At 30.6% G+C, this 13,729-nt stretch carries 12 protein-coding genes; 9 read left to right on the forward strand and 3 right to left on the reverse strand.

The window, feature by feature from the left end:
* Positions 1-49 precede the first annotated feature (49 nt).
* The 3 genes from gldF (at position 50) to dnaN (ending at position 3,686) form a co-directional block, all read left to right on the forward strand.
* Complete coding sequence (gene gldF / locus B0A75_RS18955; protein WP_089055832.1) at positions 50-775, forward strand: gliding motility-associated ABC transporter permease subunit GldF; 726 nt, start codon at positions 50-52, stop codon at positions 773-775.
* Positions 775-2,460 carry a gliding motility-associated ABC transporter substrate-binding protein GldG gene (gene gldG, locus B0A75_RS18960; protein WP_089055833.1) on the forward strand — a complete coding sequence of 562 codons (1,686 nt, stop codon included), beginning with the start codon at positions 775-777 and terminating at the stop codon, positions 2,458-2,460. Before gldF ends, gldG begins: the two co-directional genes overlap by 1 nt.
* A 107-nt stretch (positions 2,461-2,567) precedes the next feature.
* Positions 2,568-3,686 carry a DNA polymerase III subunit beta gene (dnaN, locus tag B0A75_RS18965; protein ID WP_089055834.1) on the forward strand — a complete coding sequence of 373 codons (1,119 nt, stop codon included), beginning with the start codon at positions 2,568-2,570 and terminating at the stop codon, positions 3,684-3,686.
* Positions 3,687-3,843: 157 nt separating this feature from the next.
* On the opposite strand, the gene B0A75_RS18970 is transcribed toward dnaN, so the two are convergent.
* Positions 3,844-4,500: a hypothetical protein gene (locus B0A75_RS18970; RefSeq protein WP_089055835.1), complete on the reverse strand. Its 657-nt coding sequence runs from the start codon at positions 4,498-4,500 to the stop codon at positions 3,844-3,846.
* Between the two features lie 146 nt (positions 4,501-4,646).
* Between B0A75_RS18970 and B0A75_RS18975 the strand changes: the two genes are divergently transcribed.
* On the forward strand, positions 4,647-5,276 hold the full coding sequence (locus B0A75_RS18975) for a DsbA family oxidoreductase (protein WP_089055836.1): 630 nt from the start codon (positions 4,647-4,649) through the stop codon (positions 5,274-5,276).
* Between the two features lie 112 nt (positions 5,277-5,388).
* On the opposite strand, the gene B0A75_RS18980 is transcribed toward B0A75_RS18975, so the two are convergent.
* Both B0A75_RS18980 and B0A75_RS18985 read right to left on the reverse strand, forming a co-directional pair.
* On the reverse strand, positions 5,389-7,161 hold the full coding sequence (locus B0A75_RS18980) for a MutS-related protein (protein WP_089055837.1): 1,773 nt from the start codon (positions 7,159-7,161) through the stop codon (positions 5,389-5,391).
* A 67-nt stretch (positions 7,162-7,228) separates the two neighbouring features.
* Positions 7,229-8,062 carry a universal stress protein gene (locus B0A75_RS18985; protein WP_089055838.1) on the reverse strand — a complete coding sequence of 278 codons (834 nt, stop codon included), beginning with the start codon at positions 8,060-8,062 and terminating at the stop codon, positions 7,229-7,231.
* Between the two features lie 184 nt (positions 8,063-8,246).
* On the opposite strand from B0A75_RS18985, the gene mnmE reads away from it, so the two are divergent.
* The 5 genes from mnmE to B0A75_RS19010 all read left to right on the forward strand — a co-directional run bounded on the left by mnmE (position 8,247) and on the right by B0A75_RS19010 (position 13,589).
* A complete protein-coding gene (mnmE, locus tag B0A75_RS18990) occupies positions 8,247-9,647 on the forward strand; it encodes a tRNA uridine-5-carboxymethylaminomethyl(34) synthesis GTPase MnmE (RefSeq protein ID WP_089055839.1) in 1,401 nt (466 codons plus the stop codon).
* Between the two features lie 149 nt (positions 9,648-9,796).
* Positions 9,797-10,924, forward strand: coding sequence for a site-specific integrase (locus B0A75_RS18995; RefSeq protein ID WP_089055840.1), 1,128 nt, complete (start codon positions 9,797-9,799; stop codon positions 10,922-10,924).
* 5 nt (positions 10,925-10,929) lie between these two features.
* On the forward strand, positions 10,930-11,940 hold the full coding sequence (locus B0A75_RS19000) for a hypothetical protein (RefSeq protein ID WP_089055841.1): 1,011 nt from the start codon (positions 10,930-10,932) through the stop codon (positions 11,938-11,940).
* 73 nt (positions 11,941-12,013) lie between these two features.
* A complete protein-coding gene (locus tag B0A75_RS19005) occupies positions 12,014-12,301 on the forward strand; it encodes a helix-turn-helix transcriptional regulator (RefSeq protein WP_089055842.1) in 288 nt (95 codons plus the stop codon).
* 91 nt (positions 12,302-12,392) lie between these two features.
* Positions 12,393-13,589 (forward strand): primase-helicase family protein, encoded by a 1,197-nt coding sequence (locus tag B0A75_RS19010; protein WP_089055843.1) that lies wholly within the window; start codon positions 12,393-12,395, stop codon positions 13,587-13,589.
* Positions 13,590-13,729 lie beyond the last annotated feature (140 nt).

Below are 13,729 nucleotides of genomic sequence, written 5' to 3' on the forward strand. Positions count from 1 at the left end.
AAACAATAATTCTTAACTAAGAAAAAACAAACGAATTAAACACAAATAAATGAAATCGATCATTTTACGAGAAATAAAATCTTTTTTCGGCTCACCTATCGGCTATTTAGTTATTGCCATTTTCCTGATAAGCAACGGACTTTTTTTATGGGTTTTCGAGGGAGATTATAATATCTTAAATACTGGTTATGCTGATTTGACTCCATTTTTCACGTTAACTCCATGGATTTTAATCTTCTTAATTCCAGCCATTACAATGAGAAGTTTCTCTGACGAAAAGAAACAAGGAACACTAGAATTACTCTTAACTAAACCACTATCGATTTGGCAGATTGTAAACGGAAAATTCTTTGGTTCTCTAATTCTTATTATTCTGGCAATCATCCCTACTTTCATTTATGTAAAAGTAATTTCAGGTTTAGGTTCTCCAGAAGGAAATATTGACATGGGAAGCACGGTTGGTTCTTACTTTGGACTACTTTTTTTAATTGCTTCTTATTCTGCAATCGGAATCTTTACTTCTACCCTTTCAGAAAATCAAATCGTTGCATTTATCATTGCCGTTTTTTTATGTTTTTTCTTCTATTTTGGATTTCAAGGTTTAGCAGGATTACTTCCAGGTTCTTCAAGCATCATTGCAGCATTTGGTATGCAGGATCATTTTAAAAGTATAAGCAGAGGCGTTATTGATACCCGTGATGTTATTTATTTTTTAAGCATCACTATACTATTTTTATCCTTTACCGTTTACCAATTAAAATCTTTTAAAGCGTAATGAAGCTATATACTCAAAAAAACCTCAAAGCGTTAGGCATTACAATTTTTGTTTTAATTGTTTTAAATGTTCTCGGAAGCTTATTTTTTCATCGTTTCGATTTAACTAAAGACAAAAGATACACTTTATCTAAAACTTCTTTACAAATTGTAAAACAAGTTAAAAACCCGTTATCTATTAAAATTTATATGCAGGGAGATCTTCCTGCAGATTTTCGTCGTTTACAGCAAGAAACTAAACAGTTATTAGAAGAATTTCAAGCGTACAACAACAATATTGTTTTTGAATTTGTTAATCCAATGGAAAACGGAGAAGAAAGCATGGATGTTGTAAAATCGCTATATCAAAAAGGACTTACTCCAATAAACATTACTGTTGATGACAAAGGAAAACAATCTCAAGCGATGGTTTTTCCTTGGGCAATTGCTGTTTACAATAATAAAGAAGTCAACATTCCTTTATTAAAAAATATAATGGGAGCTTCAACTACTCAAAAAGTAATTGGTTCTATTCAGCATTTAGAATATTCGATTGCGGATGCAATTAATAAAATCACTAAAGACAGACAGAAAAAAGTAGCCATTATTAAAGGAAACGGCGAGTTATCTGAAATTCATATTGGTAAATTACTAAGACAAATTAAAGAAAGCTATTATATTGGTCCTTTTACATTAGACTCTGTTGCTAAAGATCCAAACGGAACATTAGCAGCTCTTAAAAAATATGATTTAGCGATAATCTCAAAACCAACTGAAAGATTTTCTGATGAAGAAAAACAGGTTTTGGATCAATTCATCATGAACGGAGGTAAAACGATATGGCTTATCGATCAGGTCGCTGCAGACATGGATAGTTTATACAATCAATCTGGTGCAATTTTAGCTTATCCAAGAGATCTGAATTTAAATGATATGTTCTTTAAATACGGATTTAGAATTAATCCTGATTTAGTAAAAGATGAGCAAGGAAGTCCAATAAAACTAGCGACTGGGGAGCAAGGAAGTGCAACGCAGTATCAAGATTTTATCTGGAAATTTGCTCCGCTTGTCCGCCCTAATTCCGAGCATCCAATTGTAAAACATTTGGGAGGTATTAAGTTCGACTTTGCAAATCCAATTGACACTTTGAAAAACGGAATTAAAAAGACTATTTTATTGCAGTCTTCTCAATATTCAAGACAAATTGGTTCTCCAGCTGAAGTTAATCTGAACGTTGTTGCTGAAAAAACATCTCCGCAAGATTATATCAATAAAGGATACTTAAACTTGTCTGTTTTATTAGAAGGAAATTTCCATTCTGCTTTTGAAAATCGTGTTTTACCATTCAAAGATGATTCATTTCAAGCAAAAGGAAAACCAACAAAAATGATTGTTATTTCTGATGGAGATTTAGCAAGAAATCAATTAGACAAAAACATGATGCCGGTTGAACTGGGTTATGATCAAAGAACTGGAAATCTTTACGACAATAAAGATTTTATGATGAATTGTATCAATTACCTGCTTGACGATACTGGACTTATTAACATTAGAAGTAAAGATGTAGAGCTGCCATTATTAGATAAAGAAAAAGTTTATGAAAATTACACCACAACACAATTCATAACTATCGGACTTCCAATTCTAATTTTACTGGTTTTTGGGCTTATATTTACATTTATAAGAAAAAGAAAATACAGTAAATAGATGTTGATAAAAAAATTGGAAAACTAAGAATGTTTACGATATATTTGTAATCTGTATCTTTAGAATATAAATACTAAAGAATACTCCAAAAAATAAAACAAAAGACGATGAAATTTATAGTATCGAGTTCGTACTTATTAAAACAATTACAAGTTCTAGGCAGTGTTATTAACAGCAATAATACACTTCCTATTTTAGATAACTTTTTATTTGAACTAGATAATAATGAGTTGACAGTTTCGGCATCAGATCTTGAAACGACAATGTCAGCTACATTAACAATCGATTCTACAAGTAAAGGAAGCGTTGCAGTTCCTGCAAAACTTTTACTTGAAATTTTAAAAACATTTCCTGAACAGCCTTTAACTTTTACAGTTGAAGATAACAATACGGTTGAGATCAGCTCTAACTCAGGAAAATATGCTTTAGCATATGCTGCAGGAGAAGAATTTCCTAAATCTGTAAATCTTGAAGAGCCTTCAGTAACTTTAGTTCCTGCTGATGTTCTAGCAACTGCTGTTAGTAAAACTATTTTTGCTGCTGGAAACGATGATTTACGTCCGGTAATGTCTGGAGTTTTCTTCCAGTTTTCGCCAGAAGGATTAACTTTTGTTGCTACAGATGCTCACAAACTAGTAAAATATGCACGTACTGATGTAAAAGCATCTCAAGTTGCGGATTTTATTATGCCAAAGAAACCTTTGAATATTTTAAAGAGTATTTTAGGAGCTTCTGACGCTGAAGTAAAAATTGAATACAACGACTCAAATGCAACTTTCTCATTTGACAATTATATTTTAACATGTCGTTTAATTGATGGAAAATACCCTAATTACGAAGCGGTAATTCCAAAAGAGAATCCAAACAAATTAATGATCGATCGTTCATTATTTTTAAGTTCTGTTAAGCGTGTTGCGATTTTCTCAAATAAAACGACGCACCAAATTCGTTTAAAAATTGCTGGAGCTGAATTAAATGTTTCTGCAGAAGATATAGATTACTCAAATAAAGCTGAAGAGAGATTGACTTGTGATTATCAAGGAGATGATCTTCAAATTGGTTTTAACTCGCGTTTTTTAACTGAAATGCTTACTAACTTACAATCAGACATGATTATGTTAGAAATGTCATTACCTAACAGAGCAGGAATCCTTACTCCAGTTGATGGTTTAGAAGAAGGAGAAACTGTTACTATGTTGGTAATGCCTGTAATGTTAAATAGTTAACATCAAAACTTCTTTTTGTTACAAGGATTTTTTTTAATTTCAAATTAAAGCCATATCATTGTAAAAAAAAATAATATCGCTATTAACCAACCATTTTTTATACCTAGAAACCGCAATTCTTTTTGAGAGCTGCGGTTTTTTAGTTTTACTATAAAATCTAGTTTTTCTTCTTTTTAAAACCAAAATAATAATTCAGTCCTAATCCTAGAGTTCTACTGTCATATCTCGTTTCACTCTTTTCTACTTTTCCTAAAGCTTTTCCCATATTTACGCCGGTATAATATAAGTTAACAGCCAAAGAGTCATAATTTTTATCAGAAAGAATAATATCTAAACCAACTCCAATCCCAATTGATCGCTGCCATTCTGTTACAGTTTCCTTCTCCGTTTTTATTTGAGCCTGACTATTTTGATTAATTGATGTATAATTTCCTTGAGCCTCAATTCTTGAAATGTTATAAATAGGCAGAATTTGCAAAAGTGCATCTCCTGCACTATACTCTCCACAAGAGATACATATTTTAGGCGTAAAACCAAAATTTAAAGCTGAAGCGTTCGCTGTAGATACGCTCGTAATATTTCCCTGATCATCTAATTTACTATAGTCTTCAAGTCTTCCGTAGTAATAACTAACACTTAATTCTGGTTTTAAAAACTTATAAACCTTAAATTCTAAGCCTAATCCGCCCTGAATATATACTGATTCTTGAAAATCTGTATGCCGATAAAGGCCTAAATCTATAGAACCTCTTACTTGTGCATTTAATGATATGGAAAGCAGAATCAATAAAAAGCCGTATGTTTTTTTCTTCATAGTAATAATTACAGTGTTTATAAATGAATAAATCTTTGCAGACTTATTTGTGCTAAAATACTTATTTCCTTTACATAAAAAACTTTTTCTTTAGGTCTCAAACAGAGATTATTTACTCAGAAATAAATATTTCTTATTTTTGTAATATGAAAATAGAAATTTGGTCGGACATCATGTGTCCGTTTTGTTATATCGGAAAAAGACAATTGGAAACGGCTTTAGAACAGTTTCCTAATGATGAAATTGAAATTGAATGGAAAAGCTTTCAGCTTGATCCAACAATTGAACCACAATCAGGTAAAGATGTTTACACATTTCTAGCGGAACGAAAAGGTATTTCTGTAGAACAATCTATAGAAATGCATAAAGGTGTCGTAGAGCGTGCAAAAAGTGTTGGCTTAGATTATCATTTTGATAAAGCAATTATCTCAAACTCTCTAACAGCGCATAGAATTATTCATTTGGCAAAAAAGAATAATCTTGGCGATAAAATGGAAGAAATCTTCTTCAAGGCTTATTTTACAGAAGGACGAGATTTAAACGATGCTCAAACTCTAATTGAACTAGGAACAAAAGCAGGTTTAAACTCAGATGAAGTTAAAGAAGTTGTTGAAAATGAAAATCTTTATTTAAACGATGTTCATTCTGACATACATGAAGCCAACCAAATTGGCGTACAAGGAGTTCCGTTTTTTGTTTTTGATAGAAAATATGCTGTTTCTGGCGCACAACCGGTTGAAGCTTTTGTTCAAACCATTAAAGAAGGACTTAAATAATGATTTTAGATTTTAGAATGTAGATTTTAGATTATTTCTCATATGATAGCGTTGCGCTCTTCGACTTCGCTCAGAGCAGCAAAATTTAAAATCTACATTCTAAAATTTAAATTTAAATAACTCCCATTTTCTGCATTAAAAAAGTAGCACTTTTATTTTTGCAGATTCCCGCGCGAAGTTTATAATCAAAGTGAAGTTCGTTATTTTTAATTTCAACTTCAAAACATTGATTTGTTAGAATCTCTGGATATTCATTTGTTGTTAAACAAACCTCAATATCATGTGTCGCAATTGCACCAATTGCTTTCTTAGCAATTACTTTCTTTACTACCTCAATAGTTCCATTTCGTTTATCGTCAGAGTTTGTACCTCTTAAAATTTCATCGAGCAGTACAAATGCAGGACGGTCTTCTAAAGCGTCCATAATTTGTTTTAGTCGCTTAATTTCAGCAAAAAAGTACGATTCGCTGTCTGCTAAAGAATCAGACAATCGCATTGAAACCAAAACTGGAAGTGGATGAATATTTGCCTTTGAAGCACAAACAACTGAACCAATTCCGCCAAGAACCATATTAATTCCTAAGCTTCTTAAAAAAGTACTTTTCCCAGACATATTTGATCCTGTTAAAATCATAAATGATTCCGGATAAAAGTATGTATCATTCCCTACTCTGCTTATCGGATTTAATAATGGATGGCTTAAATTTTCGAAACCTATTTTGTATTCTGTATTAATTTCAGGATATACAAAGTCTGGATTATTGTGTGCTAAATTTGCTAAGCTGTTCAAAGCTTCAAATTCGCCAATAATCGAAATCCATTTTTCAAGTTCTTCTGAATAATTTTCTTTCCATTTTAAAAGTGATCTCAAAACATGAAGATTAAACAAAAAGGTACCGTTAAAAACAATTGCAGTTACTAAATTATTTATCGTATCCATTCTTGAAAACAATTCAGATAATTGTTTTAGATGTGTGCTTGCGGTTGCATTTTTAAAAACCAACTGTTTCTGCAAATCGATTAGCTTCTTTGATTCAAAAGTTTCTTTTTCTATTTTTTCAACTAATAAACTATATTGTTTTATGATTTTATCAACGTTATCAGCCTTGGCAATTTCTGAATGAATTCGCTTGAAAGATTTTCCCATAACCATCATATTGAATATAAAAACATAGGTCAAATAGGACAATAAAATGGTTTTAGATGTAATAATATAAGCGATCAGAAAGCCAAAAAAAAGAGTTGGAAGAATAACTGAAAGTGCAATTAAAACTTTAGGTAAAGTATTGTTTTTAAATGAATTCCAATGAAGTAATGATTCATAAGAACTTTTAGAATCGTTGCTTACAATTGCTAAAGCGTGAAATTCCTGACGCCAATCGATCTTTTTATTTAATTCATCAATTGCCACTTGATTTTCAAGAATTGCTTCATTAGGAAACAGAATTAATAATTTTTCTGCTAATGTTTTCTTGCCAATAAAAGTAGCGGTTCGGTTTAAGTTTTGAAATAACGAATGCTCTCCAAAAATATCTAAATCGTACGCGTACGGATGATGAAAATCATTGAATTCAATTCCGTTTTCAAAAGGAAGTTTTTCCCTTTTTAAAAATGCGATTTCATTTTCATTGATTTTTAATATTGCTTTTGTGAGTTCCTTTCCAATTGATAATTTAGAATGGATTCTCATTAAAATAAGAAAACCAACAAAAGATAAAAAAGCAAAACCAATATAAAATAATTGATTTGTTTTGATGTAATAAAACAACATAAACAAGCATAGAAATACGCTTAACAGTCTTAAAACACTGATGCTGTTGTATCTTTTATTGATTTTATTAAAAACTTTTGTAAAGTGTTCAACTTTATTTTGATATAATTCCATCTTTATCTTTTAATGAAATACAAATATAGGTTTTACACTTACAAAAAGCTTGCGTTTAAGAGTGAATTCATTTTTCATGCATGATCAAAACAGGTATAGAAACTTCTTTGGTGATTTTTTTACTAAAACTTGATTCGAAAATCGACTCAAAAAAAGATCTTTTATGCGTGATAGTTGTCAGAATATCAATATCTTTATAAAGAATAAAATCAAGAATGGTTTCTTTTATTTCGTCGCTTGGCAGTACTAAAAATTCAACATTCTCAGCTGCAAATTCTTTATCCCATTCTTTAATAGTCGCATCATCGACATCGGTATCAGATGATCTTACGTACAAGCTTTTTACTTTTGCATCAGTTTTCTTAGCGATTTTTAATATTTTTCTAAGTACTTCTTTATCTTTTTCGCGATAACGGGTTGTGAAACCAATTGTTTTGATTTTCTTAAATTTAGCATCAGCTGGAACACATAAAACCGGTACATCAACTCCTGAAATTACAGAATTAGTATTTGATCCTGTAAAGAATTTTGTCCAATCTGAAGCTCCGCTTGTTCCCATAATTACAAAATCTATCTGATCTTCTTCTACTGCATTTTTAAGATTATAAATCAAATCCCCATCCATTAAACGGTGTTTGATAACAATATCTTCTAATTTTCGCTCTGCCGCAATAGCACGAAGTTTTGGAATTTCATCTTTAAACATTTCAAATTTTGCCAATTCTATCGAACTATAAATCGAGGCATAATTCTCTGGAAAAAACTGACTGTCGTAAACCGGAATCTCAAATGTATGAAGCAAAACAAGCTCGGCTTTGACAATCTTAGCAAATTCTAAAGCGTGTACAAACGCATTTGTTGCTGCTTCAGAAAAATCCGTAGGAAATAATATCTTTTTCATTTTATTTGAGTTTTATAGGTTTGTTACTCAAATTTAAACATTATAAAAACAAAAAGGCCTGATAATTATCAGGAATTTAACAGTTAATAATTCCTTAATACGATAAATAAAAACAGTTATTCTCAACTTTAATTCAAACGCTAAGCTCTTTTAATGATTTCCCCTTTTTTTATACCTTTGCACTATGATAAATCAAGATTCTATAGTTGCATTGGCTACTCCATCTGGAGCTGGTGCTATTGCAATAATTCGTATTTCAGGTGCTGAAGCCATTTCAATTGGTAATTCTGTTTTTAAATCTATTAAAAATAAAGATCTAACTAAGCAAAAAACACATACTTTGCATTTAGGGCATATTATAGATAATGAAAAAACACTTGACGAAGTTTTGATATCTGTTTTTAAGGGGCCCAATTCTTATACGGGCGAAGATACTATTGAAATTTCTTGTCACGGCTCTACTTATATTCAACAGCAGATTATTCAGTTATTATTGCGAAAAGGCTGCAGAATGGCTGATGCGGGAGAATTTACTTTAAGAGCTTTCTTGAACGGAAAACTTGATTTATCGCAAGCAGAGGCTGTTGCCGATTTGATTTCATCAGATAATGAGGCTTCCCACCAAATCGCTATGCAGCAAATGCGCGGCGGATTTAGTAATGAAATTGCAAAACTGAGAGAGGAACTTTTAAATTTTGCTTCTTTAATTGAGCTTGAATTAGATTTTGCGGAAGAAGATGTTGAGTTTGCTGATAGAACGCAATTCCATGAGTTACTGAACCGAATTGAATTTGTTTTAAAACGTTTAATTGACTCGTTTGCTGTTGGAAATGTAATTAAAAATGGAATTCCAGTTGCAATTGTCGGTGAGCCAAATGTAGGAAAATCGACTTTGTTGAATGCTTTATTAAACGAAGAACGTGCGATAGTTTCGGATATTGCAGGAACCACTCGTGATACTATTGAAGACGAATTGGTGATTGGCGGTATTGGTTTCAGATTTATTGATACGGCAGGAATCCGTGAAACTAAGGATATTGTTGAAAGTATTGGAATCAAAAAAACTTTCGAAAAAATTGATCAGGCTCAGGTTGTGATTTATTTGTTTGATGGTTTAAAATTCCAGGTTTCAAGTTCTGAGTTTGTTTCTGAAATTGAACAAATCAAGAATAAATACCCACTGAAACCTTTAGTAATTGTTGTAAATAAAAAAGATATACTGTCTGCTGACGAAGTTTCAAACATTACAAGTAAGCTTGAAAATTTAAATGCAACACTTTTATTGATATCAGCAAAAGAGAAAATTGGTGTTGAAGATTTAAAGAATGAATTGCTTTCTTTTGTAAATACTGGTGCACTTCGTAACAATGAAACTATAGTTACAAATACAAGACATTATGATTCTTTACTTAAAGCTTTAGATGAGATTCAAAAAGTAAAATATGGTCTTGAAACCAATCTTTCAAGTGATCTTATTGCGCTCGATATCCGTGAGGCTTTGTACCAATTTGGGTTGATTACTGGTCAGGTTTCTAATGATGAATTGCTTGGTAATATTTTTGCTAACTTTTGTATCGGGAAATAATTATACTTTCTTTAAGTTTCCAATACTTTCTATTACTTGACTGCCATTGATTTAGCTTGATTTTTACTTTCTAATATTATCTTTAGTTTGTACATTTGTTACACTCCTCGTACACCTTATTAAAAATTAGGTGTAAAAATGTACACCTTATGATAATCAGTTTAAAGAAGAAAAAATTACAAAATGGCAGATATAGTTTATATCTGGAATACTATAAGGGATCAACCACCAATGCAGTTGGCAAGCGTGTCCATTTGAGAGATTTCGAATATTTAAAACTATATCCTTATCAAGATCCTAAAAATGCTGCTGAAAAAAAAGAAAATAAGGAAATTGAAATTTTAAGTGAACAGATTTTATCTATAAGAAAAGCTGAATACTTTCAGGGCAAATTTGATATTAAAAACAATACCAAATCGAAGACTCTATTTTTAGAATATTACAGTAATCAAGCTGAAGAACGCATTGATTCTCCAAAGAATTACGGAAACTGGACAGCTTCTTTTCTACATTTAAAACGATTCTGTAGTCCAAATACAACTTTTAATGAAGTAGATGAAGAATTTGTAAAGGCATATCGAAATTACCTGGATAAAGATGCTAAAACCAAAAGCGATCTACCACTATCTCAAAACTCTAAATACTCTTATTATAATAAATTCAAAGCCGCAATACGTTCCGCTTTTGAAGATGGTTATCTTACGACAAACCCAGTCAAAAAAGTAAAAGGATTCGAACAAGGCGAAAGCCAAAGAGAATATCTAACTTATAGCGAGTTAGTAGCTATGAGTAAAGCTTATTGTAAACACGATGTTTTGAAAAGAGCCTTCATTTTCTCGTGCTTGGTTGGTTTAAGATGGTCTGATATCAATACACTAGTTTGGAAAGAAGTTAGAGATGAAGGAGATATTAGCCGAGTAAATTTTAGACAAGAAAAAACCGATGGGGTAGAATATTTATATATTTCTGCAGAAGCAAGAAAACTTTTAGGAGAAAGAGAAAATCCTTCTGATCGTGTTTTCAAAGGCTTGAAATACGGAGCTCATTTTAATGCCGAAATATTAAGATGGTGTATGCGAGCTGGATTAACAAAACACATAACCTTTCATAGTGCAAGACATACCAATGCAGTGTTGCTTTTAGAGAACGGAGCAGACATTTATACCGTTTCAAAACGATTAGGACATAAGGAATTAAAAACTACAGAAATCTACGCTAAAATCATTGATTCTAAGATGAAAGAAGCAGCTAACTTAATCCCTAACATTAATATTTGATTCATATGTTACATTCTTTCTTTAAACTTAAAAATAAACACTACAAATTTTCAAGCCACTTTACAAACGAACTAACTTTTTACACTAACAAAAATTTATTGACAAAAAAGAAACTTTCTAAACTGAACGAGTCGCAGTTCTTATTTATTCTAGGAAAATTACTGAGGTATCCTATTGATCAAATCGAAACAAACACTCTTAATTATTTTTTTTTTCATTTAGAAACTCAAAAACCTGAAGAATTTGCCTTACCGTGGCTAGATCAAGAAACTATTGCAATTAGTGACGAAAGATTTATTCCAGAAACATACGTTGAGTTAAATTGTAAAAAAGGACTTGAATCATTAGTTGATCATTATATCAATACCAAAGAATATGGAAAGGACACTCATATTAATAAGCTTTTAGTATTATTGGATTACATCTATAACGATATTTTGCAACCAGTGAATTTAAATAATTATAGTTTCTATGATTATATTGATAATTTAGAAGACATTACTGATATGAAAAGATTCATATACCTCAATGATATCAGAATTGCTTTAGATAATTATGCAGATATGGCTCAGCAATTATGTGATAAAATTAACATTAAGATTACCTTACTATCAAAACCTAATGTTAGTAATGAAAATTTCAGATTAGAAATAGATTCTAACATTTTGAAAAAAATATATTTTGGACTAGAGCAACAAATGTTTATTAATCAAGAAAAAACAACATGCGAACAGTTTCTTAACGTTTTGCAACTTGATTGGAAAGACCACAATTCAATTATCACCTTTGAAATGGATCATATCCTTTTTAAGCATTTTATCGATTTCCTTGATCTATATTTCAATTTAAAAATTCAATTATCAACTATTGAGTATTCTGCAAAAATTGCAAACAAAAATGGCCTTATAAAAGCTAGTCGAGTATCTGCTTCAATAGGACAATATCGTAAATTCATGAAAGATCGAGATGATATTAACGCCTTGAAATCGATGTTTGAAAAAATTAAAAATTATTAAGATCTTAATATATTAATATTTATCTATTACGCTTTAATGACTTTTGCTTCTATAACGATAAAATAAATCACTTATGGAAAGCAATGCTATTATTCAAAAATTAGCTCATTTAGAAAAACTTATTATTGGGACTAATAAACAAATCTTCACTGTTGATGATGTTGTAAACTATACTGGATTTTCAAAAAGTTATGTCTATAAATTAGTACATATGAATATCCTTCCCTATTCAAAACCAAACAATAGAACTCTCTTCTTCACTAAATCAGAGATTGATGAATGGTTACTACAAAACAAATCTAAATCTATTACTCAGATTCAAAACGAGGCTACTAATTATACTAATTCGCATAAAAAATAAAAGCGTCCAATTCCGCCGAATTGTAACGCCTTTTATTTTAATTCTAACCGTATTGTGTCTTACAAAGATACAATAAAAACCATATTGTATAATGAAAAACATGTATTTAAGAATAGGAACTACCTATTTTAAAAAATCCCTATACCCTTTACCTTCAGGAGATTTCATAGAAATTCTGGTTATTTGGTCAGCAGAATTAATTAGGCAAGATCATGGTAAAAATGCACTTTCAGAAATTGAAAGATTTGATGGTTTTATTTGTATTCCTGAAAATCATCCTCAGTTCTTCAAAAAGAGAGTTCAGGATTATTACAACACTTATCACCAAATAAGTAAATCACCCAAAGAAGGTGACATTACCAATACTCTTACGTTTTTAACACATATTTTTGGAGACCAATTAGATTTAGGTATTGATTATCTGCAGTTAATTTATTCTAAACCAACTCAAATTTTACCTATTCTATGTTTAGTAAGCAAAGAAAGATCAACAGGGAAATCAACTTTTTTAAAGTGGCTAAAAGAGATTTACGAATACAATCTTACTTTCTTAACAAATAGTGACTTCACATCAAACTTCAACTCAGACTGGAGTTCTAAGCTTCTAATTTGTATTGATGAAGTTCTATTTAAGACCGATGAACTTACAGAACGTATAAAATATTTATCTACAAGTAACACCCACAAAACAGAAGCCAAAGGAAAGGACAAAAAGGAAGCTACCTTTTTTGGAAAATTCATTTTATGCTCTAATAATGAAACTTCATTTATCAAAATTGATGCGGATGAAATTAGGTTTTGGATTATTAAAGTGCCTCGTTATAAAAAAGAGGATGTCAATTTCTTGAAAAAACTAATTGAAGAAATTCCTGCATTCTTATATTTTCTAACAAATAGGAAATTGTCAACTGAGAATCAATCTCGAATGTGGTTTACTCCAAAACAAATTAAAACTAAAGCTTTGGAAAAATTGGTTCTACATAAATCAAGTAAAATTGAGCATGAAATAGCAAGTACATTATTGAATGTAATGGAAAGTATCGATATTGAAATATTAGAATTTAGTATCTCAGATTTACTCAATATTCTAAATAAGTTTAAGGTAAAATATGATGCTATTGAAATAAAAAAAATCATACGAGAAAATTGGAAATTATCACCTTCACCAAACTCCAATAAGTACCAAAAAATCACAGTCACAAATGACCTGGATATTTATCAAAATCAAGCTAAAGGAAGGCATTATGTTATTTTGAAATTTTTTTTGGTTGAAAAAATGATTATTTGATGACAGCATAGGCTCAGCCCTTTATTTATAAGGCTTAAATCTGTCATCAAAATGTCATCAAAAATAAAAATGATGACAAGAAAATGATGACAGATAAAAAAAAGTATCAAGTTTTGATGATTTGATGACATTTTGATGAC

Origin of the sequence: Flavobacterium oncorhynchi (assembly GCF_002217355.1) — a bacterium.
Lineage (GTDB): Bacteria > Bacteroidota > Bacteroidia > Flavobacteriales > Flavobacteriaceae > Flavobacterium > Flavobacterium oncorhynchi.

What these genes read in the sequence shown, in the direction of transcription:
- gldF (WP_089055832.1), top strand. Translation starts at nt 50, where the DNA reads ATGAAATCGATCATTTTACGAGAAATAAAATCTTTTTTCGGCTCACCT.
- gldG (WP_089055833.1), top strand. Translation starts at nt 775, where the DNA reads ATGAAGCTATATACTCAAAAAAACCTCAAAGCGTTAGGCATTACAATT.
- dnaN (WP_089055834.1), top strand. Translation starts at nt 2,568, where the DNA reads ATGAAATTTATAGTATCGAGTTCGTACTTATTAAAACAATTACAAGTT.
- B0A75_RS18970 (WP_089055835.1), bottom strand. Translation starts at nt 4,500, where the DNA reads ATGAAGAAAAAAACATACGGCTTTTTATTGATTCTGCTTTCCATATCA.
- B0A75_RS18975 (WP_089055836.1), top strand. Translation starts at nt 4,647, where the DNA reads ATGAAAATAGAAATTTGGTCGGACATCATGTGTCCGTTTTGTTATATC.
- B0A75_RS18980 (WP_089055837.1), bottom strand. Translation starts at nt 7,161, where the DNA reads ATGGAATTATATCAAAATAAAGTTGAACACTTTACAAAAGTTTTTAAT.
- B0A75_RS18985 (WP_089055838.1), bottom strand. Translation starts at nt 8,062, where the DNA reads ATGAAAAAGATATTATTTCCTACGGATTTTTCTGAAGCAGCAACAAAT.
- mnmE (WP_089055839.1), top strand. Translation starts at nt 8,247, where the DNA reads ATGATAAATCAAGATTCTATAGTTGCATTGGCTACTCCATCTGGAGCT.
- B0A75_RS18995 (WP_089055840.1), top strand. Translation starts at nt 9,797, where the DNA reads ATGATAATCAGTTTAAAGAAGAAAAAATTACAAAATGGCAGATATAGT.
- B0A75_RS19000 (WP_089055841.1), top strand. Translation starts at nt 10,930, where the DNA reads ATGTTACATTCTTTCTTTAAACTTAAAAATAAACACTACAAATTTTCA.
- B0A75_RS19005 (WP_089055842.1), top strand. Translation starts at nt 12,014, where the DNA reads ATGGAAAGCAATGCTATTATTCAAAAATTAGCTCATTTAGAAAAACTT.
- B0A75_RS19010 (WP_089055843.1), top strand. Translation starts at nt 12,393, where the DNA reads ATGAAAAACATGTATTTAAGAATAGGAACTACCTATTTTAAAAAATCC.